A 20,022-nucleotide genomic window follows, 5' to 3' on the forward strand; every position below is an offset into this window, starting at 1 on the left:
ACCCCTCCGGCTGCGCTGACAACAGCGTACGGTCCCGGAAACAGTATGCAAACAGTTTGATCGTCGAGAGAAGTGAGTTCCCAAGTGGTGTACGCGATTGTCCGCGCAGGCGGCCGCCAAGAAAAGGTTTCCGTGGGAGACCTCGTAACCCTTGACCGCGTCCCCGGTGAGGCCGGCAGCAGCTTCCAGCTGCCTGCTCTCCTTCTGGTAGACGGCGACAAGGTGACTTCAGCAGCACAGGACCTGGCAAAGGTCAGTGTCACTGCCGAAATCGTCGAGAATCTTCGGGGCCCGAAGATTGTTATCCAGAAGTTCAAGAACAAGACCGGCTACAAGAAGCGCCAGGGTCACCGTTCAGAGCTCACCAAGGTCAAGATCACGGGTATCAAGTAACCGCTGCAGGTTCCTTGATCCAAAGATTCTGTTTCAGAAAAGGGCAGGCATAACAGATGGCACATAAGAAGGGTGCGAGTTCCACTCGCAACGGTCGCGACTCCAATGCGCAGTACCTCGGCGTGAAGCGCTTCGGCGGACAGGTCGTCAAGGCAGGCGAAATCATCGTCCGCCAGCGCGGAACCCACTTCCACCCCGGCGCCAACGTCGGTCGTGGCGGCGATGACACGCTGTTCGCCCTGGAAGCCGGTGCCGTTGAGTTCGGTACCCGCCGTGGACGTCGCGTTGTCAACATCGTGGGTGCGGCTGCCGAGTAGTACTCGCAACCGCACACCATAGCAGCGTTATACAAGAGCACTAGGGTGGGGTGAGCCAATCAGGCTCACCCCATTTTCTTTTAAGCCGATAAACTCGGCAAAAATGAGAAGTTTCTCAAGAGGAGTACACCGTGGCAAGCTTCGTTGACCGGGTAGTTCTGCACGTCTCGGGCGGCACCGGCGGGCACGGGTGCGTCTCGGTCAAGCGGGAGAAGTTCAAGCCGCTGGGCGGGCCTGACGGTGGGAACGGCGGCGACGGCGGAGCCGTCATCCTTCGTGTGGAACCGCAGACCACAACCCTGCTGGACTACCATCATGCCCCGCACCGCCATGCCACCAACGGTGGAAACGGCATGGGTGACTGGCGCGAGGGAAAGAGGGGCGAGACGCTCATCCTTCCCGTTCCGGACGGCACGGTAGTGAAGACGCGCGACGGCGAAGTGCTGGCTGACCTTGTCGGCGCCGGTACCGAGTATGTGGCAGCAGCCGGTGGACAGGGTGGTCTCGGTAACTCCTCACTATCGTCGCAGAAACGCAAGGCACCCGGGTTTGCACTCCTGGGTATTCCGGGTGATGCCCGGGATGTGGTGCTGGAACTCAAATCCATCGCTGACATCGCCCTGGTCGGGTTCCCCTCGGCCGGCAAGTCCAGCCTCATTGCCGCCATGTCTGCGGCCCGCCCCAAGATTGCTGACTACCCGTTCACCACTCTGCGTCCCAACCTTGGAGTCGTACAGGCCGGCGAGGTCCGCTTCACCATCGCGGATGTCCCCGGACTTATTGAGGGCGCAAGCGAGGGCAGGGGACTGGGCCATGACTTCCTTCGACACGTCGAACGGTGCGCCGCCCTCGTCCATGTGCTTGACTGCGCCGCGCTTGAGACTGACAGGGATCCGCTGAAGGACCTTGAAATCATTGAGAGCGAGCTTGATCGCTACGCCGTTGACATGAGTTACGCCGGTCCCGGCGGTGAGGTTGTGCCGCTCAATGAGCGTCCGCGCCTGGTGGCACTCAATAAGGTGGATGTGCCAGACGGCCGTGACATGGCAGAGTTTGTGCGTCCGGAACTTGAAGCCCGCGGTTACCGTGTCTTCGAGGTGTCAGCTACAAGCCATGAAGGGCTCCGGCAGCTCGGGTTCGCGATGGCGGAGATTGTGCGCGAGGCCCGCGAGCTGCTCAAAACCGCACCTCCGGTTGTGGCTCCTCCGGTGCTCCGTCCGCGCGCAGTCAACGAAAAGGGATTCGTCATCCGGCGCGAGGAGAAAAACCTCGAACCCCTCTTTCGGGTGTTGGGTGAGAAGCCCGAGCGCTGGGTGAAGCAGACCGACTTCACAAATGACGAGGCTGTTGGCTACCTTGCGGACAGGCTCGCTAAGTTGGGTGTTGAGGAACAGCTCTTCAGGAGCGGAGCGAAGCCGGGGGACACCGTGGTGATCGGCGAGGGCGACGGCGTCGTCTTCGACTGGGAGCCAACCATGATGGGCGGTGCTGAACTTCTCGCTTCTCCGCGCGGTACCGACATCCGTTTGGCCGAGTACGTGCGCCCCACGCGTGACCAGAAGCGTGAGGACCACCAGAACCGGAAGGATGCGCGGGCCGCAGCGCGCGAAGAACTCGAGGCAGAGCGGAGGGCCGGCATCTGGACGGAGTCGGTCAACTACAAGCACTCCGGTCCGAAGGCAGCGAAGAACGACGGCGCCACCGACACCGGCTCCGGCGATGACGCTGGCGAGGACTGATTTCGCCGAGCACCAGAAAATCCGCAATCAACAGAAGGAATAGATGACAGTAAAGCGCCCGATCAAAACCCGCTCCGGACTGGCGAAGGCCAAGAGAATTGTTGTCAAGGTAGGTTCATCTTCCCTCACGTCGCTCTCCGGAGGACTCTCCGATGAAGCCCTGTTCGCCCTGTCCGATGTGCTCGCTGCCCGCCATAACGAAGGGACCGAGGTCATCCTTGTCTCCTCGGGAGCAATTGCAGCGGGCCTCGCTCCGCTTGGACTCCCACGGCGACCGAACCAGCTCTCGTCGCAGCAGGCGGCTGCCAGTGTGGGGCAGGGCCTGCTCATGGCGCGCTACACCCACGCATTCGGCGCTCACGGGGTCACCGTCAGCCAGGTCCTGCTGACCCTCGATGACCTGATACGGCGAAGCCACTACGCGAATGCGCACCGCGCAATGGAGCGGCTCCTGAACTTCGGCGTGGTCCCCATCGTCAACGAGAACGACACCGTGGCAAGCTCCGAGATCCGCTTCGGGGACAATGACCGCCTGGCTGCCCTGGTTGCCCACCTGGTCAAGGCTGATGCGCTGATCCTGCTTTCTGATGTCGACTCCCTCTATGACGGTCCACCCAAGGACGGAGCAAAGCGCATCCCCGAAGTCCGTGGACCTCAGGACCTCGAGGGGGTGAGCATCGGCAAGACCGGGAAGGCCGGGGTCGGTACGGGCGGTATGGTGACGAAGGTCGAAGCCGCCACGATCGCCGCTTCCTCCGGCATTCCAGCACTGGTCACATCGGCGGATAATGCCGGACCGGCATTGGCTGGAGAGGACGTGGGAACCTGGTTCAGCACCAATGGCCGCCGCCAGCCGATCCGCCTGCTCTGGCTGGCCCACCTGGCCCGGATTCAGGGAACGCTCACGCTTGACGACGGCGCGGCCAAAGCCGTGGGGGAGCGGCGGCGGTCGCTCCTGTCGGCGGGAATCGTTTCAGTCGGCGGAGAGTTTGAGGCAGGGGATCCCGTCGAGATGGTGGACCGAACCGGTTCGGTCATTGCCCGGGGGCTTGTGAACTACAGCTCATTCGAGTTGCCGCGGATGCTCGGCAGGACCACCCGCGAGCTGTCGAAGGAACTCGGCAGGGAATACGAGCGTTCAGTGGTGCACGTCAACGACCTGGTCGTGCTCAATACGGTCGCACCTTCCTGACCCCGGCTGGGGTTGGGAGGACGCGCTCGTTAGACTGGAGTGATGACTGACGTGACTACACAGCAGACTGCCCATCAGACAACCACCGAATCCGCCGACGGCGAGCAGCCGGCCACGCCGGTGAACGTCGAGCAGGCTGTGCACGCCATAGCGGACCGCGCCAGAACCGCATCGCGGATCGTTGCCCGGGCCAACCGGTCCCATAAGGACAAGGCGCTCGAAGCCATTGGTGAGGCACTCGTAGCCAATCAGGGCGCCATTCTTCGGGCCAACCAGAAGGACCTGGAGTCGGGGCGTGCCAAGGGCACCTCAGCTGCCCTGCTTGACCGGTTGAGCCTGAGCGAAGAACGGATTGCGGGTTTGGCCGCAGCGCTGGAGAACCTTGCCGGCCTGCCGGATCCCGTAGGTACCATCGACCGCGGGCAAACTCTGCCTAATGGCGTCCGTCTCCGGCAGGTCCACGTTCCCCTCGGTGTGGTCGCAGCCATCTACGAGGCCCGGCCCAATGTGACGGTGGACATCGCCGGCCTCGCACTGAAGAGCGGCAACGCCGTCATCCTGCGTGGTGGCAGTGCCGCCGCTCATACCAATGCTGCGCTTCTTGGCATTATCCGGGATGCACTGGACCGCACGGGGCTGCCTGCGGATGCCGTGCAGACTGTGGACGAGTTCGGCCGCGAAGGAGCCAACGTCCTGATGAAGGCACGCGGACGGGTGGATGTACTGATTCCCCGCGGTGGCCATGACCTGATCCAGACGGTAGTCAGCAATGCAGCCGTACCCGTCATTGAGACGGGCGAAGGCAACGTTCACATCTTCCTCGATGAGAGCGCGGACGAGGAGATGGCGGTAGACATCCTGCTCAATGCCAAGACACAGCGCCCCAGTGTCTGCAACACGGTTGAGACCCTCCTCGTGCACAAGGACGCGAAGGCTGCCGCGGCAGTTCTGGAAGCACTGTCCGGTGCCGGTGTGCGTATCCACGCAGACGCCCGGATTCAGGCTATCCTCCCGCAGGGCGTAAGCGCTGATACAGCCAGCGAGGATGACTGGGCGCGTGAATACATGGATCTCGACATCGCCGTTGCAATGGTGGACACCGTGGATGAAGCGCTGGAGCACATCCGTACCTGGAGCACCGGCCACACCGAAGCCATCATCACCAATAACCTGGCACGGTCTGAAGAGTTCATTGCCGGTGTGGATTCGGCGGCCGTCATTGTCAATGCTTCCACGCGATTCACCGACGGCGGCGAGCTCGGCCTGGGCGCCGAGGTCGGCATCTCCACTCAGAAGATGCATGCCCGGGGACCAATGGGCTTGCGCGAACTGACCACCACGAAGTGGATCATCCAGGGCGACGGACAGATCCGGCGGTAGTAACGCGTAGGATAGTACCGAAACAGTACTGAAAGTACGCGCTGACCCGCGCCCGGCGGCGGGCGGACACCTCGTTCCCAAGGGGAGAAGAATGCTGACACAAATCCTCAACGTTGCTGTTGTTGCAGGCGAGACTGCCGAGCACCACAACGAGCTTCCGATGCCTGCCATCGCGTACGGCGCCATCATCATGGGGTTGCTGTTGTTGCTGATGTTCGTCACTATCGCCTTCACCAGCCTGGGGCACCGGCATGAGGCAGTGCAGGAGCACGCCGATCCCCATCGCCAGCATCCGAACAAGCATGATCACGGCGAATCGGCCCACTGATCTCGTTGACCGCTCCGCCCGCGTCCACCCCTGAGCAAGGGATACTCCCGAACGCTCGCCCTTCCGATGGCCCTGCCCGCTGGCGTCTGGGAGTCATGGGTGGAACCTTCGATCCGATCCACCACGGTCACCTCGTTGCGGCCAGTGAAGTTGCGGCAGCCTTCGACCTCGACGAAGTCGTCTTTGTTCCGACGGGCCAACCCTGGCAGAAAAATGCCCAGGAAGTCAGCCCGGCCGAGCACCGCTACCTCATGACCGTAGTGGCCACGGCATCAAACCCGCGGTTCACGGTGAGCAGGGTGGATATCGACCGCCCGGGCCCTACCTACACGATCGACACACTCCGGGACCTGCGAGCTACACGGCCGGAAGCGGAGTTGTTCTTCATCACGGGCGCGGACGCCATGGCGCAGATTCTCTCCTGGAAGAACGTGGATGAGCTGTGGTCTCTGGCGCACTTCGTCGGTGTCACCAGGCCTGGTCATGAACTGAGCACGCAACGCAAGGACGTCAGCCTGATGGAAGTTCCGGCTATGTCGATTTCTTCGACAGACTGCCGTCGCCGAGTCTCGGGTGGAGAGCCGGTCTGGTACCTGGTTCCGGACGGCGTCGTGCAGTACATCGCAAAGCACGGGCTCTACCGGAAAGGTGCCCCTGAGACGGGAACGCCGGTCCAACCTGAAGTGTCCACAACAACATGACAATCACTGGGTGAAGAAGTAATGAGTAACGGTCACGAGTCCCCGCAGAGCCGGAGGTCGCTCCGACAAGCGAGCGCAGCCTCCGCCGGGGACCACTTGCCGTCGCAGGGAAGTTCCGAGGGGGCACTGATGCCCGGGCACCGGCCGCCGGCGCAGTCCGGCAAGCCGGCGGCTGTCAGCCTTGAACCTGCGCCCCGCGAACGGCGCAGCCGGCGGGCAGCAAACGCTCCTGTGGACGCGCCGTCGGCCGTGTCGGCTCCGTCCACGGAACGTCTGTCGCAGGTCCGTGCCCGTGACCGCGAAATGCTGCGCAGCTACCGTGCGCTGGCTGACCAGCAAGTCGACCAGCCCGCAGGCATCCCCACCCGACGCCAACTTCGTCTCCAGCAGCAGGCAGCCCGCGAGAAGGCGCTGCAGGCTGAAGGCACTCCTCTCACGTCGCCCGCCGAGGTAAGCCCATCTGGCGTTGCTCATCCGGACGGGATGACGGTGGAGCAAGCTCTGGCTGCGCGTGAAGCAATTGCTCACCAAGCGCAAAACCAGGTGGCGGTCATGGAAGCGGCGGCGAAGGACGATCCCTTCTCGGTTGACCTGGAGATCCTCGCCCAGCAGAAGGCACTTGCCGAGCGTGCAGCCGTGCTCAACACGCGTGCGCAGAAAATCCAGCAGCTCACGCAGGAGAACCGGCAGCGCAAGCCGCTGCTCAATGACCCGACAACGGCGCACAATCTCTCGATCGTTTCCCCGGTCGAGTTCGTTCGGGCTCCGACGGAAATTCCGGAGGGCGCTGAGCCCTCGACCTCCCACATCCCGGTTGTGACTGCGCCCGCTGTGCCGAGCAGGCCGCCGTCGTCGGCGTTGTCTCCGGACTCTGCGGGACGCTCGCAGGTGCTAGCGCAGGCGGAGGCAATGGTCCGTGAACAGCGCCGTCCGGGTTCCGACGGCGCCACTCCCATCCGTGCGCGCAGCGCCCACGGATTGGAGCCCCTTGATGCGATGACGGCAGGACTGGCACGTGTCCAGCGAATGCGAATCGCGCAGTATTCGGTAGTAGGTTTGGGCGCTCTGGCGCTCATCACCGGAATCATGATGATCGTCGGCCGCTTTTAGCAGCCGACCACACCCTAGGAGATTAGTGAGCGCATCGGAATCGTCCATTGCGATTGCCCGCACCGCAGCACGCGCGGCGACGGACAAAATTGCACAGGACATCGTGGCCATGGATGTCAGTGAACGCCTGGCGATCACTGACGTCTTCCTTGTGGCCTCGGCCCCCAGCGAGCGTCAGGTCAACGCCATTGTTGACGGCATCGAAGAAGAACTCTCAAAGCAGGACCTGAAGCCCGTACGCCGCGAGGGCCGGAGCGAGGGCCGCTGGGTACTGCTTGATTACGTTGAGGTGGTCATCCACGTGCAGCACCAGGAAGACCGCGTTTTCTACGCCCTGGAGCGGCTGTGGGGCGACTGCCCCAAGGTTGACCTGCAGCTGGAGGGCGCGTCGGGCGCTGCTCCCGCAGACACCGCGTCCGCCGAGTGAGTCCGCGCGCCGTAGACAGCGCAGCTGGGGACTCCGCACCAGAGGGTCGGCGGATCGTTTTCTGGCGGCACGGTCGGACTGAGTGGAACGCCCGCGGCCTGTTCCAGGGCCAGGAGGACATCGCGCTCGATGATCTTGGCAGGCAGCAGGCTGCACAGGCAGCGCACGAGCTGAAGCACCTGTCGCCGTCGCTCATTGTGTCCTCGGATCTGGAACGGGCGCGGGATACTGCAGCGGCATTGAGCGTAGCCACGGGAGTGCCTGTGGGTACGGACCCACGCTTCCGGGAGACCTATGCCGGCCAGTGGCAGGGACTTGCGTTCGCGGAGATCGGCGCGAGGTTTCCCGAGGAGCAGCAGGCGTGGCATGAAGGGGATCCCTTTGTTGCTGCCGGCGGTGGAGAGAGCCGGTCGGACGTCGGCGGGCGCATGAAGGCGGGGACTCTAGAGGCCGTCGCTCAGTTGGCGCCGGGACAGACGCTCGTCGTGGTCAGCCACGGCGGAGCGATCCGCGCAGGCGTTGCCGCCCTGATGGGTATCCCGGCGAACCTCTGGGGATCGCTGGCTGGTGTGGCCAACTGTCACTGGTCGGTTCTGGAGGAGCTGAATCCGTCGTCGTCGGCGGTGCCGCTCAGATGGCAGTTGACCGAGCATAACGTCGGGCTGGCATCCATGCCGTCGTCGCCGCTGGAAGGTTGAATCGACGCCGTCGCGCCGATTTTGCGGGGGCAGGAAAATTGTCTAAACTGAACAAGTTGCGTCGGCCCGATCAGGGCGGGATCAACGGGTTTGGGGCTGTGGCGCAGCTGGTAGCGCACCTGCATGGCATGCAGGGGGTCAGGGGTTCGAGTCCCCTCAGCTCCACGTAAGTTGAGAAGTTCGAAACCTGCCCCGTCTGATGGCGGGGCAGGTTCGTGTCCGGCTCCGGTTGGGTCGTCTCGCCGCCGCGCGCCTGGGCGAAGACGGCCGCAGCTGGCTCGGCTGGTAGGAACGTGACGTGTTCGTCCTCGTCGATGACTATCCCCTTGAACAGTGCTCGGTTGAGGATTCGGCGTTCAGCAGGTTCGCACTTGCTGTAAAGGTCCCCGAGGTCGGTGAGGACACCGAGGATCTGATCGAGCCCCTCGTGAGCGCTGTGGTAGGTGGTTGCGATGCTGTCGAGTCGGTTGATGATCGCGTCCAGGCTGGTGCGGATGCGGTCCTGTTCGGTCCTGAGCAGGTCGAGTGGAATGGCGTCGGCGTAGTGGGCTTGGACGAGCTTGAGGCGTTCGGCTTCGAGCTTGTCGCGCTGTGCGGTCAGCACGGCGCGTTCATCGCCGCTGGAGGCTTCGAGCTGGGCGAACACCTGATGTAGGACCTGGTTGACGCGCTGTGCTTCCTCGGCGGTCAGGCCGTTCGTGCCGTAGTCGCGTTCGATGTGGTCCTCGATCCGTTCGGCGAGGATCGCCGAACGGGTGCAGCCGTTCTTCTTGCGTCGCCCTGAGCATGTGAAGTACTCGTAGCGATCTCCTTGCTTGTCACGGGGCCGTTCGATCATGAGCTTGGCGCCGCACGAGCAACGCAAGCTCCCCTTGAGGTAGTGGTCGTACTTCTGGGGCCGCTCACCGACGGCGTTCTTCGCATCGAGCTGCGTCTGGACGCGCAGCCAGGTGTTCGGGTCGACCAGCGGGCTGTGGGCGCCGTCGTAGGTGACGCCGCGGAAGGTGACGGTGCCCTGGTAGTAGGGGTTGGTCAGGATCTTGTGCAGCCCCGTGGTGATGACCGGTTTTGCCGGCTGGGACGGTGTGGGGCGAGTTGTCAGGCCACGGGTCTTCAACTCGCGAGCGAGGGAGGACAGGGACCAGTCGCCGGTGGCGTAGGCGGTGAACGCGAACCGGATCAGGTCGGCGCGGTCGGGGTCTAGTTCGATGTCGCGGGCCTCTCGGCCCTTGGTGTCGGTGGTGCGCACGTTCAGGTAGCCCAACGGTGCTTTGGTCGGGGTGCCGCCGATTGAGGCTTTCTGCGTCATCCCTTTGAGGACTTCCTGGGCGAGGTTGAGGGAGTAGAACTCGGCCATCGACGCGAGGATGCCGTGCATGAGCATGCCGGAGGGGGACTCGTCGATGTTCTCCGTGACCGAGACCAGGGTGATGTTGGATCCGCGCAGGGTGGAGTGGATGATCGCGTCATCGAGCCGGTTGCGAGCGAGTCGGTCGACCTTGTTGATGATGCAGTACCGCACCTGGTTGACTGCGATGTAGTCGAGCATCTCCTGCAACGCGCGGCGGCGGGCGGTCTTGGCGGACTCGCCGGGCTCGATGAACTCCTTAACGATGACCGCGCCGAGCTGTTCGGCCTTGCGCTGGGCGGCTTCTCGCTGGGCGGGGATGGACAGACCTTCTTCGAGGCCGTTGCGGGTGGCCTGGTCCTTGGTGGAGACCCGCAGGTAGGTGATCGCCGGTACCAGGCCGTCAGGTTTTTCCTCACCGGTCACGGCTATCTGGCGTCGTTTGTCAGTTGCCAGGGCGCGGAGTGCTGCGAGGTCGAGGCCGGAGGGAAGGTCGAGGAACGTCATCGGGTGACCGCCTTTCAGGTGCCCAACGGTGGGTTGGGTATCCGGGGCACCGGATGGCGGTCACGTCAGGATTCGAAAAGAACACCCCGGGGCGGGTTTAGGGTCGGTGCCAGCGACGCCGTGATTGTCGTGTTGGCCTCTGATTCTACCGTCCGGGAGTGAGCAGTTGTCGGAGGTGTTTGCCTGCTTGGGCTGTGGCATCGTCGGATGCTCGCAGGGCGAGGCGGATGAGGACTTCGGCGACCTTCTCGGTGTCGACGTCGTCACGCTTGTCGAATCGGACCCGGACCGGCCGGTCGGCGCCGGCCCGGTCGGTCCTGTGCGAATAAGAGCGAACCATCAGCGCTTGCCTTGCGCACGTTGGTCACCGGGGCGATGGTCGAAGGGTTCACCGGTGGCTTCGTCAATGGTAGCGAAGAACACGTCCTCAGCGGCTTGCCGCTGCCTGACCTGCTCGCGGACGAAGTCGACGAACTCATCGTCGCGGTCAGCGATCACGATGTCCTCTACCGGTGGTGCGGGCATTTCGCCGGGCCAGGTGGTCTGCCGGGTGGGGCGGTCCCGGTCGAGGCGTGTGCCGGAAGCAGCGATCCAATCGCGCAGTCGCACCCTGACGTCGGCGAAGTCGCGGTGCCAGCCGATGGGTGCGGAGCCGTTCTGTTCAGCGTCGTAGGCGCACAGCCAGTGCAGGTGCAGGGCAGATAGCTCCCAGACCAGTTCGGGGTGGTGGTGCCAGAACGGCGGGATCACGGCGGCGGGGAGCCCGTAAGTGTGGCGGAGCCAGTCGATCCACCGGTTCAGCTCCAGCCATTCTTGCTCCAGGTCGTGGGCTGAGAGCATGTTCCAGTTCACCGGGTGCGGCGGTCCGCCCACCGACTCATCGGCCATCTCATCGCCCAAGTTGTCGTCCAGGTCGTCGTCGAGGTCGCTCTCATCGGGCTCCGGGGGCGGCATGTGGTCGCTCATGATGCTGCTCCTCCCGGTTCAGCGGCCCAGCACCGGAGCATCGGCAGGCGGCCGGGTTTGAGACGGGTCGAACGCTCGGTTGTGCTCGCGGGTCGCGCTCTCGCGCTCTGCGGCAACACCGGTCCGGTGGGGTGTGCGGTCCACGTCGTAGCGGGTCCGGGCGGTGTCGTGACCGATCTTCTTCCCGACGAACTCCTCGCCCTCGATCTGTTGCGCGTCGCGGGTGTAGGAGTACTCGTGCGCGTAGCCTTCGGCGACGAAGTTGTCGCCCTTGGCGAACCGCTCGTAGGCACGTTCGGCGGTGGCCCGGTACAGCACGAGGTTGCCGAAGCTCGGCTCTCGCTTCGAGAAGGACCCGTCCGGGTCCTTGCGGTAGTTCTCCTGCCCGAACCGGGCATAGAACCGTGCGTCACCGTTCTCCGTGGTGGTGAGCTGCGGATCGGTGGCGATGAAACCCGAGATGGACTGCTGAGTGTGGATAGCCATCGGGCTCTCCTCCTGACGTTCGTGGCGACCGCCCGTGCGGGGTCGCTCGTATGAGATAGGTGCACAGCGAAGCCCGCGGCCTTTGGTCAGGAATCGACTGGGCGTTGCAGCCGCGCTTCGATCTCGGCGCGGTCTTCTTTGAGCTGCGTGCCGTCAGGGCGCGAGGGCCAGGCGCGCAGGTCGGTGATGATCGGTGGCGCGGAGCGCAGCAGGGTGACGCCGGTGCCGAACGGCAGTGTCCTGATCCGGTCGGGTGGGAGGATTGGGACGCGGCGGATGGAGCGTTGGTTGGAGCGGGTGCCGTGGTCGCCGAGGGTCACGCTGTCGGTGTACTCGTCGCGTTCGCCGATGAGCGTGGAGAGGTCTTGGAGGTCGCGGGAGTTGGAGGCGCCGCCGAGGATGATCTTGACGATGCTGGCGTCCCAGATCGCGCCGGCGGCGTTGTCTGACCACTTGTCCCGTGCTTGGGCCAGTGACTGGAGTACGGGCAGGGTGGTGATGCCGGTGCCGCCGCCCTCAGCCATCAGCGTGGGCAGGGAGGGGAGGGGGGCGAGGTTTCCGATCTCATCCAGTGCGAGCAGCAGGGGCGGGTCGAGCCGGGCACCGGGCGAGCGGGCGGCCAGACGCCGGGCGGTCTCGATGAGGTCTTCGACGAACGCGGCCACCAGTGCGGCGGATGCGCCGGCTCCGGCGCCGGTGGCGAGGAGGTAGAGGGTGCCGCGTTCTCGGATGAAGGTTTCGGGGTCGAAGCCTTCGCCGGGTCCGGGTGAGACGGCGTCGAGGACGCGGGGGTCGGCGAGGGCTCCGAGGGCGAGGGCGACGCCCTGCCAGATGCTGTCGCGGGTCTTGGGGTCGGAGTCGATCATCGCGCCGAGTGAGTCCGCCCACCCGGTCGCCGCCTGCGCGCTGTTGGTGAGGATCGCGGCGGCCTCGGCGGCAGCGGTGGGGTCGAGGGTCCAGCGGAATAGCTCGGACGGTGGCCGGTGGTCGAGGGCGGCGGCATGCAGGAGTGCTTGGAGGGCGGTGCGGGTTTTGCCTTCCCAGAATCCGCCGGATTCCACTCCGCCGGCCGAGAGCCCGGTGCCGGCTGCGAGCCCGGTGGCGCGGATCATCGCGGTCAGCGGGTCCTCACAGCCGCGGATCGGTGACCAGCGCATGCCTGCGGGGATGCCGTCGGTGAGGTGCTGGGGGTCGAACAGGGCCACCGGGCGTCCGTCACGCTCCCGGGCGCGGAGGGTCGCGGTGAGGTTGTCGGGGCGGGTGCTGGTGGTGACGACGGCGCCGGGCGCATCGAGGATGGCGTTGATGACCACGTGGAGGCCTTTGCCGGACCGCGGGGGTCCGATGAGCAGAATCGAATCCTCCACACTCGCCCACACGTCCTGGCCCTTGGAGGTGCCGATCCGGTAGCCCACATCACCAGGGGCCGGGCAGTCGAGGGATGGACGGAGAGTCGCGGCCCGGCGCAGCAGCGCTTTGGCTGAGGCGCTCTGGTTTACCTCGTGGGCGGTGGCGGTGCCGGCCAGGCGTCGCGGATCCGTGTCGACCTTGCGGGAGTAGCGGCACAGCCCGACCCACACCCAGGCCCCTGCGGCGGTGAGGCCGGCGAGCAGGATCGCGGTGATGATCCAGTACGCGACCGGGTTGAGGCCGTGCGCGTCGAGCGCTGTGGCGGGGTCGTCCGGGTTGAACAGGACTGCGAGTCCGGAGGCGGGGCCGGCGGAGGGGTGGGGTGTGCCGGTGAGGAACGCAGCCACGCTTCCTGCGGCGCGGAGGATGAGCGCGACGCCGAAAACCCCTACCAGTCCGATGAGGGCGGCGTTGGTCAGCTCGTCGCCGAAGGAACCCGCCTGGCGCTGCTGGGGCGCGTTCACGGCAGCCGCCAAACATGGACGGCGCCGGAGATGCGCCCCAGCAGCACCACCTCGCCGGTGCCGTCGCGCAGCAGGGAGGAGATTTTGGTCTTGTCGAGGAGAGCGCGGGCATGGCCGGTGCCGGTGGCATCGGTGTGGGAGACGATGACCGCGACGGCGACGTCCTCACTGGGCAGGAACCCGTCCCCGGTCACCTCGACCAGTTCCGGCGTGCGCGTCTTCGTCGCGTGCTTGCCGCGTTGCTTCTCCGGGTCGGCCTCGGGCGGCTTGGGCGTGGTGCGTCGGCCGGTGCGGATGATGTCGGTGAACACGCTCCCGTCGGTCTCACGGATTTCGATGCGCACCGCGGTTGTCCGGTCCTCGGTGATGGCATCCAGCAGGACTCCGAAGGCCCTTCGGGTCCACGCTGGCCCGCCGGCTGGAGGCGGGTAGGGGGTCCCGTCGATATTGACGTTCAGGACGCCGGTGTCGGTGACGGTGATGACCGCGCGCGGCAGGATGATCGGGGTCTGTACGGGTTCCCGCCAGGTCGAGCGGCGTGGGGGTTTGCGGTTTATCACTTCACCCCCTGAATGAGCCTGGAGCTGGTGTCGAACAGGTCCAGTTCAGCGGGATGCAGTTGGTGTTGGGTCACGAAGGCCCTGTCCTTGATCCGCCATAGTCCTTGCCCGACACCGAGCGAGGGGAGAAGTTTTTGTTCGGTGCCGGTGAGCCCGAGGGCCTGGGCGGTGGGGCCGAGCTGATCGGATTCCTGTCGGTACACGATCCTGGTCTCGGCATTCGCCAGTAGCGAGTTCGCCAGGGATCTCATGGCGGAACCGGCGTCGCCAACGTTGTCGAGGTCGGAGAGCTTGTGGAAGATCAGCATGTTCGCGATCCCGTAATGCCGCGCCAGCCGCCAGTGAGCGTCCATCCGTCGCAGCAGTGCCGGGTGGGACATGAGCCGCCACGCCTCGTCATAGATCACCCACCGTTGCCCACCGTTGGGGTCCAACAACGCGGATTCCATCCATGCGCTGGAGCACGTCATCAGCACCGAGATCAGGGTGCTGTTCTCGGTGACGCGGGACAGGTCCAGGCTGATCATCGGCAGGGACGGGTCGAACGTCACCGTGGACGGGCCATCGAACAGTCCGGCGAGGTCGCCGGCGACTAGGCGGCGCAGGGCATGGCCGACGAGCCGTCCGTCTTCGGCCAACCGGTCGTCGGCGCCCGCGTTCGGGTTGAGGATGCGGTCAACGACCATCGGCAGGATCGGCACGGTGTTCTCCCGCACCGTCTCGGTCAGGGCAAGGTCGATCGCGGTGTGCTCCAATGGCGTCAATCCCCGAGTCAGGACCGTCTCAGCCAGTGACCCGATGAGGTCACGGCGGCGGGACGCGACCGTGATCGCCCACTGCTCATTCGACAGACCGGAGGGCCGGTGGCCCTCGTCAAGCGGGTTAAGACGTGTGTTGAGTCCGTGGCCGAGGACGATCGCCCTCCCACCGACCGCCTTCGCGACCGCCGTGTGCTCACCCTTCGGATCTCCCGGGACGTAGACACGCCGCCCGAACGGAAGACTGCGTGTGTAGAGCGACTTCGCCAGGGACGACTTGCCGGAGCCGACGATCCCGGCCAGGACGACGTTCGGTGCGGTGATGATCCCGCGGGCGTAGAGCACCCAGGGGTCGTACACGAAGGAGCCGCCGGAGTAGAGGTCTTGGCCGACGAATACCCCGTCGGCGCCGAGTCCTCCTTCGGCGACGAACGGATACGCCCCCGCTAACGTGGCAGAGGTGTCCTGATGCCGAGGTAGCCGGAATCTGCCGGGGGTGCGCAGCGCTGCCGGTCCGGGTTCACCCGCGGCTGGCAGGTAGGTGGTGGCGCGTCGTTCGGCGCGCTCGGCATCAGCCTTTGCCCGCGTTTCGGTGTTCTCGGTGCGCCGTTGTTCGGCTTGGAGGCGGGAGGCGGCCTGGAGGCGCTGCTTGCGGAGCCGGCGGCGCTCGGAGGCCGGCGTGACCAGCACGGAGGTGTGCAGCCGCTCGCGCTCGGTCACAGCGACAGCCCCCGCCTAACAGATGTGGTCGCGCGGGTGGGAACGGCGAACCAGTCCTTCTCCGCCCCCGGCGGTGTCCGCACCGACTGTGGCAGGGGTGGCCTTCGGTCCGCGGCGGGGAGGGGGTTGGTGGCCTCGCGGCTGCGCGCCGTGGTCGCGTCGGCCAGAGACGGGTCGGGTGGGACCGGGTGGACGCGCAGCAGGCCCACGTGCCCCATCCCCGCGTTCGACGTGAGGGTGTAGTCGCCATCGGCCACCACGTGGTCGAGGGTTCCCGCCGGGGGCTCGTCGTAGACGTACCCGTTCTCCAACGCGGCGGCGGTGGTCTCGTCCCCGTAGTCGAAACGCTTCAAGTGCTCGATTGCCGCGCCCGTGCCGTCGCGGTCGATCAGATCGAGTACCTCGTCGGCATCCTCGCCCTGGAGGAACACCACGGAGACCCATCGCCGCGGGGCAGTCCCACTCAGTGGCTCTTCTGTAAGGTCGGGTCCCGGATGCCAGGCGATCCTCCCGGAATGACCGGACGCCGCATCGAGCCGGTCATGCACCTGATCCAGCAGGGTGCCGGCTTGGTGCAACTCGTCCGCTGCGGCCAGGGCACTGTCCGCCCCGGCGGCGTGGTCACCGTGATCGTCGTGGGCACGGTCACGGTAGGTGAGATGTGCGTTCGCGAGTTGGTCGAGCACCTGCCGAAGCGACCGCACCACGGCGGTCATGTCACCGAACACGGCGTACGTGTCGGCCGGGTTGTCGAAGGTCCGGCTTGCGTGGGCCAGGCCGCGCAGCGCTTCTGATGCCTCGGCGGCATCGGCGAGTGGATCGTGGAACGTGGGCATGAACGGCCTCCCGTGGAACGCGAGTGAGTCCCCGGATTCGGGGTCGCAGGTCAGGTGCGCGCAACGATGCAACGGCCCAGCGGGCTTGTCAGATGTGGCGGCAGAGGGGGAGCGCGGCGGCGGTGAATGCGGTGGCCTGTTGACCGACGAGCAGCCTGGTCTCGCAGGAGGTTTGGATCGCGGCTTGTTCGATGGCGGCGACGGCGGCTTCCAGCTCGTCGATGGTGGGGGCGGTGACGCTGATGAGGCCGGTGTAGCGCAGCACGCCGTGGCCGGCGGTCAGGTCGGCTTCCTGCTGGAGGACGTCGTGGTATTCGGCGGTGAGAGCGGCGTCTTCGATCTGCCCGATCTTCGCCCGCTGGGCCTGATCGGAGATGTGCTCGACCTTCTTCTTCCTGATGTCGCGTGCGGCTTGGTCGGAGCGCATCGGGGTGCACAGGAGCGTGAACGAGCGTTGGACGCCGGTGGACAGCAGGACAGGGGACAAGAAGCCGGGGTAGACCATTGATCGCGGCCACTCGCTGATCCACAACACGGCGTGGTGGGCGGAGTCGGTGCGCAGCCTTGTCCAGGACTCGTTGACTGCGACGGGGCCGGCGGTTGCGAGGTTCTGCCCCAGCTCACCGTGGCGTTCCAAGGTCGCTGCGATCGCTGGGTCGTACGCGCTGCGGAGGATGACGGCGATCTGTCCGGGGGTGAGCCAGCCGGAGGGGGTGAGGTCGGCGGAGCGGAGGGCTGAGGTGAGGGTGGACATCTCTTGGCGCAGGACGGCGGTGGCGCCGCGGATGCCGCCGCCGGCGGTTCTGATCTGCCGGGCGGCGTTCTTCATGTCCAGTGACAGTGACAGGGTGGAGGCGTGCCGTTCTCCGGCGGGGCCGGCACGGTCGATGAGTTCGGCGTAGGTGGTCGCGGCCCAGGAGTCATCGGAGATCCCGTGGGAGGCCCACCATTCGGCGAGCCCGGCGCCCGAGTCCGGCAGCGTGCGCTCCAGCACCTGGAGGGTCGCGATCCGACCGGAGCGGCACACGGTGGCCAGGACGCGACCCCAGGAGGTGACGCGGCGTTCCTGCTCGCCCGGGTCCAACAGCACGAACGCGGGGTGGGAGACCTCGCACACCACGGTCAAGGTCTGCTGGCGGGGGTCGTGGATCATCCCGGCGCCGGTTTCGGGGTCGGTGTATTCGCGCAGCCGGGCTGTGTCGCCGGGCAGGGCGAGGGTCCCGACAGGCCGCGGTGTCACCACGCGTCGCCGGTACAGGAGCTGCCCGCCGGTGGAACGCCAGAGCCACCAGAATGCGACGGGTAACCATTCGATGGCGGGACGTCCTGCCATCGGTGTCCAGGTCAGGGCGGCGGCGAGCACCCAGACGGGTGCGGTGTAGGCGAGCAGGATGCCGCCGCCGGCGTAGAGGGCGGCAATGATCGAGAGGACACCGGTCGCCAGGGTGATGAGCTGGGACAGTGACAGGCCCAGGAGCACTCCTCGGCGGGTGAGGCGGGAAAATTTCACCGGCACCAGCTCTGAGGACACCGTGCGCTCATTCTTCGTCGTCATGGCTCACTGCCTCCCGGTCGGTTGCGGCGCCGGTGGTGGGGTCTGCTTCGACGCGGACGGCATCCTGGGTTCCGGTGTGGACGGCGGGGGCGCCTGTGCCAGCGGGGATGTGCCGGTCTGGGAGGCGGAGTCTGCGGCGGTCTCGCCTTGCCCGCCGAGGGCGGTACCGGCTTTAGGTCCGGCGGAGGCGACGTCCTTGGCGACCTTTGTGCCGATCACCGTCGCTGCGGCCGGACCTGCCGCCGCAGCACCAGCACCCGCCCTCGCTCCAGTTCCTGCGCCGGCGGAGCTGTTGCCTGCGGCGGCGGCCTTCCCTCCGCCAGCAGCGCCACCAGGTGCCTGGGGTGCCGGGTTTTTCGGTGAGGGCGGGTTCTTCCCACCCCCATCCCCGCCGCCGTTGTTGTCGCCGTCGAGGATCTTCTTCGGCTCGCCGCCCTGCGGCTTGGATGGTGTGGGGATGGGCCGGTTGAGGGCGTTCTTCGCGTCCTGCTCGGACCCGATCGCGTGGTACATGTCGAAGCCCACAAACGACAGGAACTTGTAGGTCAGGTAGGGAGCGAAGGCGGCCATCGCCATCAGCACGATCCCGGCGATCGGATCAGCGACCGAGGACAGGTCCGCATCGATCGGCGCGCTGACTTGGGTAATGGCGACGAGGAACATGACGACCAGGACGAGTTTGGAGACGATCAGGGCGATGATGAACATCGCCCACTTGCTGATCCACCCTTTCGTGGCATCCCATGACGCACCGGAGAACGCCAGAGGGGCGAGGACGATCGCGACCAGGAGGAGTGCTTTGCGGACGAGGAGGGAGAGCCAGACGATCGCGGCGGCGGCGATGGCGAGGCCGGCGAGGAAGATCGTGATGATCGCCCCGACACCGGGGGCGGCGATGTTGATCCCGACCAGGCCCGCGGCGAGCAGGGTGATCTTGTCGCCCATCGACTCGGTGGTCTCGCCGGCGGCTTGGATGATCCCGATGCAGAGCTGATCGACGATCTCCAACAGCAACGCGGTCAGGGTGATGACCACGAATGATCCGAGGACGGATTTCGCGAGTCCGAGGGCGGCGCGGGAGAGGGCGGTGGGGTCACGGCGGATGAGTCCGGTGATGAGTTGGAGGCAGAAGAAGATCAGCATCACGAACACGGCGATGCCGAACAAGATGTTGTAGACGGCCACGTACTCCGGCCTGGTGACGTCCACGAGGGTGGTGGTGTCGAACACCGTCCAGACGGCCTCGAACAGCCAGCCCGCGGCGGCGCCCATCGCGGAGGCAAGCCAGTCGAACGGTGCCGAGACCAGGGTGGCGGCGGCTTCGCCGGCCACGTCGCACACGGACGAGATGATGGGGACATCGCACACGCCCACCGCAATCACTCCTCACATATAGGTGTCGAGTTGGTGGGTGGGGTCAGACCTGCTGGCCGACGTTCCAGAAGAAGTTGATGAGCGTCACCGACGCTCCGCAGATCACCGCGGCACCGCAGGACACGAGGACGCCGACCTTTCCCCGGCCGGCGAGGTGGGGGTTGGAGGAGTTGGCGCCGAAGCCCCACACGATCGCCGAGATGATCAGCGCCAGAACGGACAGGATCAGGCCGACGGTCATGACGGCGCCGACGATGGTGCGCAGCTGGGCGATCCCGGGCAGGCCGTCGCTGTTGGGGTCGATGGTGATGTCCATCGGCATGAGCGCGGGCAGAGCGGTGATGAGATCGAGCACGGTGGGTCTCCTGACGAACGAACTCCGCCTCTGAGGTGGAGAACATGGATGGGTTCGTCGGTCAGGTGCACGGGCCGTCCCCGCGGCCCCGGGAAAGCGACAGTTCCGGGATGCGGGCGGTGTGGCGTCAGAGTTGTTGGCCGAGGTCGATGAGCCAGTTCATCCACGCGACCCCGCCGCCGGCCAAAACGGTGGCCCCGAGGGCGGTCCAGGCGCCGATGCGTGCCTTGGTCGCTGCGGCATGGTTGCCGTTGGCGGTGGCGATTGCCCAGATGATGGCGCAGACGATCAGCATGAGCACGGCGGTGATGAGCACGAAGGTCAGCAGCGCGCCGACTACTTCGCGCAGGTCGCCAATGCCGCTCAGGCCTTCAAAGTCGGGGAACACGTCCATGGTC

The 20,022-nt window shown here is 65.8% G+C and carries 22 protein-coding genes, 1 tRNA gene and 1 pseudogene; 12 read left to right on the top strand and 12 right to left on the bottom strand.

Features of this window, described 5'->3' with window-relative positions:
- Nucleotides 1-84 precede the first annotated feature (84 nt).
- The 12 genes from rplU (at nucleotide 85) to ACZ2GY_RS06790 (ending at nucleotide 8,940) form a co-directional block, all read left to right on the top strand.
- The gene (rplU, locus tag ACZ2GY_RS06735) at nucleotides 85-393 is read left to right on the top strand and encodes a 50S ribosomal protein L21 (RefSeq protein WP_056547291.1); all 309 of its coding nucleotides are present in this window, start codon (nucleotides 85-87) and stop codon (nucleotides 391-393) included.
- A 56-nt stretch (nucleotides 394-449) separates the two neighbouring features.
- Nucleotides 450-710 carry a 50S ribosomal protein L27 gene (rpmA, locus tag ACZ2GY_RS06740; RefSeq protein WP_026545518.1) on the top strand — a complete coding sequence of 87 codons (261 nt, stop codon included), beginning with the start codon at nucleotides 450-452 and terminating at the stop codon, nucleotides 708-710.
- 131 nt (nucleotides 711-841) lie between these two features.
- Nucleotides 842-2,449: a GTPase ObgE gene (gene obgE / locus ACZ2GY_RS06745; RefSeq protein ID WP_471673339.1), complete on the top strand. Its 1,608-nt coding sequence runs from the start codon at nucleotides 842-844 to the stop codon at nucleotides 2,447-2,449.
- Nucleotides 2,450-2,492: 43 nt separating this feature from the next.
- The gene (gene proB, locus ACZ2GY_RS06750; protein WP_056547298.1) at nucleotides 2,493-3,641 is read left to right on the top strand and encodes a glutamate 5-kinase; all 1,149 of its coding nucleotides are present in this window, start codon (nucleotides 2,493-2,495) and stop codon (nucleotides 3,639-3,641) included.
- 42 nt (nucleotides 3,642-3,683) lie between these two features.
- Entirely contained in the window at nucleotides 3,684-5,021 is a 1,338-nt protein-coding gene (locus ACZ2GY_RS06755; protein ID WP_471673340.1) for a glutamate-5-semialdehyde dehydrogenase, read from the top strand.
- A 91-nt stretch (nucleotides 5,022-5,112) separates the two neighbouring features.
- A complete protein-coding gene (locus ACZ2GY_RS06760) occupies nucleotides 5,113-5,349 on the top strand; it encodes a hypothetical protein (protein ID WP_277358888.1) in 237 nt (78 codons plus the stop codon).
- A gap of 95 nt (nucleotides 5,350-5,444) precedes the next feature.
- On the top strand, nucleotides 5,445-6,050 hold the full coding sequence (gene nadD, locus ACZ2GY_RS06765) for a nicotinate-nucleotide adenylyltransferase (RefSeq protein ID WP_056547306.1): 606 nt from the start codon (nucleotides 5,445-5,447) through the stop codon (nucleotides 6,048-6,050).
- A gap of 129 nt (nucleotides 6,051-6,179) precedes the next feature.
- Nucleotides 6,180-7,160, top strand: a complete 981-nt coding sequence (locus ACZ2GY_RS06770) for a hypothetical protein (protein ID WP_471673341.1) — start codon at nucleotides 6,180-6,182, stop codon at nucleotides 7,158-7,160.
- A gap of 25 nt (nucleotides 7,161-7,185) precedes the next feature.
- Nucleotides 7,186-7,587, top strand: coding sequence for a ribosome silencing factor (gene rsfS, locus ACZ2GY_RS06775; protein WP_471673342.1), 402 nt, complete (start codon nucleotides 7,186-7,188; stop codon nucleotides 7,585-7,587).
- Nucleotides 7,584-8,285: a histidine phosphatase family protein gene (locus ACZ2GY_RS06780; RefSeq protein ID WP_056547315.1), complete on the top strand. Its 702-nt coding sequence runs from the start codon at nucleotides 7,584-7,586 to the stop codon at nucleotides 8,283-8,285. The genes rsfS and ACZ2GY_RS06780 overlap by 4 nt, the downstream gene beginning before the upstream one ends.
- A gap of 92 nt (nucleotides 8,286-8,377) precedes the next feature.
- Nucleotides 8,378-8,450 (top strand) — tRNA-Ala (locus tag ACZ2GY_RS06785).
- 133 nt (nucleotides 8,451-8,583) lie between these two features.
- Nucleotides 8,584-8,940, top strand: a complete 357-nt coding sequence (locus ACZ2GY_RS06790) for a hypothetical protein (protein WP_090586810.1) — start codon at nucleotides 8,584-8,586, stop codon at nucleotides 8,938-8,940.
- A 111-nt stretch (nucleotides 8,941-9,051) separates the two neighbouring features.
- On the opposite strand, the pseudogene ACZ2GY_RS06795 reads toward ACZ2GY_RS06790, so the two are convergent.
- The 12 genes and pseudogenes from ACZ2GY_RS06795 to ACZ2GY_RS06850 form a co-directional block, all read right to left on the bottom strand.
- A pseudogene (locus ACZ2GY_RS06795) lies at nucleotides 9,052-10,140 on the bottom strand (recombinase family protein); the annotation flags it as partial.
- A 145-nt stretch (nucleotides 10,141-10,285) separates the two neighbouring features.
- Nucleotides 10,286-10,480, bottom strand: coding sequence for a hypothetical protein (locus ACZ2GY_RS06800; protein WP_090586812.1), 195 nt, complete (start codon nucleotides 10,478-10,480; stop codon nucleotides 10,286-10,288).
- Nucleotides 10,480-11,106: a hypothetical protein gene (locus tag ACZ2GY_RS06805; protein WP_090586813.1), complete on the bottom strand. Its 627-nt coding sequence runs from the start codon at nucleotides 11,104-11,106 to the stop codon at nucleotides 10,480-10,482. The genes ACZ2GY_RS06800 and ACZ2GY_RS06805 overlap by 1 nt, the downstream gene beginning before the upstream one ends.
- Nucleotides 11,107-11,124: 18 nt before the next feature.
- Complete coding sequence (locus ACZ2GY_RS06810; RefSeq protein WP_090586815.1) at nucleotides 11,125-11,592, bottom strand: single-stranded DNA-binding protein; 468 nt, start codon at nucleotides 11,590-11,592, stop codon at nucleotides 11,125-11,127.
- 86 nt (nucleotides 11,593-11,678) lie between these two features.
- Complete coding sequence (locus tag ACZ2GY_RS06815; RefSeq protein WP_090586843.1) at nucleotides 11,679-13,466, bottom strand: type IV secretory system conjugative DNA transfer family protein; 1,788 nt, start codon at nucleotides 13,464-13,466, stop codon at nucleotides 11,679-11,681.
- On the bottom strand, nucleotides 13,463-14,023 hold the full coding sequence (locus tag ACZ2GY_RS06820) for a hypothetical protein (protein ID WP_090586845.1): 561 nt from the start codon (nucleotides 14,021-14,023) through the stop codon (nucleotides 13,463-13,465). Before ACZ2GY_RS06820 ends, ACZ2GY_RS06815 begins: the two co-directional genes overlap by 4 nt.
- Nucleotides 14,023-15,504: an ATP-binding protein gene (locus ACZ2GY_RS06825; RefSeq protein WP_090586817.1), complete on the bottom strand. Its 1,482-nt coding sequence runs from the start codon at nucleotides 15,502-15,504 to the stop codon at nucleotides 14,023-14,025. The genes ACZ2GY_RS06820 and ACZ2GY_RS06825 overlap by 1 nt, the downstream gene beginning before the upstream one ends.
- Nucleotides 15,501-16,340 carry a hypothetical protein gene (locus tag ACZ2GY_RS06830; RefSeq protein ID WP_471673343.1) on the bottom strand — a complete coding sequence of 280 codons (840 nt, stop codon included), beginning with the start codon at nucleotides 16,338-16,340 and terminating at the stop codon, nucleotides 15,501-15,503. Before ACZ2GY_RS06830 ends, ACZ2GY_RS06825 begins: the two co-directional genes overlap by 4 nt.
- Before the next feature lie 88 nt (nucleotides 16,341-16,428).
- Nucleotides 16,429-17,895, bottom strand: a complete 1,467-nt coding sequence (locus ACZ2GY_RS06835) for an SCO6880 family protein (protein ID WP_471673344.1) — start codon at nucleotides 17,893-17,895, stop codon at nucleotides 16,429-16,431.
- 3 nt (nucleotides 17,896-17,898) lie between these two features.
- A complete protein-coding gene (locus ACZ2GY_RS06840; RefSeq protein WP_471673345.1) occupies nucleotides 17,899-19,269 on the bottom strand; it encodes a conjugal transfer protein TrbL in 1,371 nt (456 codons plus the stop codon).
- A gap of 43 nt (nucleotides 19,270-19,312) precedes the next feature.
- Nucleotides 19,313-19,624, bottom strand: a complete 312-nt coding sequence (locus ACZ2GY_RS06845) for a DUF6112 family protein (RefSeq protein WP_171585977.1) — start codon at nucleotides 19,622-19,624, stop codon at nucleotides 19,313-19,315.
- Between the two features lie 127 nt (nucleotides 19,625-19,751).
- Complete coding sequence (locus ACZ2GY_RS06850; RefSeq protein WP_171585976.1) at nucleotides 19,752-20,018, bottom strand: DUF6112 family protein; 267 nt, start codon at nucleotides 20,016-20,018, stop codon at nucleotides 19,752-19,754.
- Nucleotides 20,019-20,022 lie beyond the last annotated feature (4 nt).

The sequence above is a fragment of the Arthrobacter sp. KKT183 genome (genome assembly GCF_055657625.1).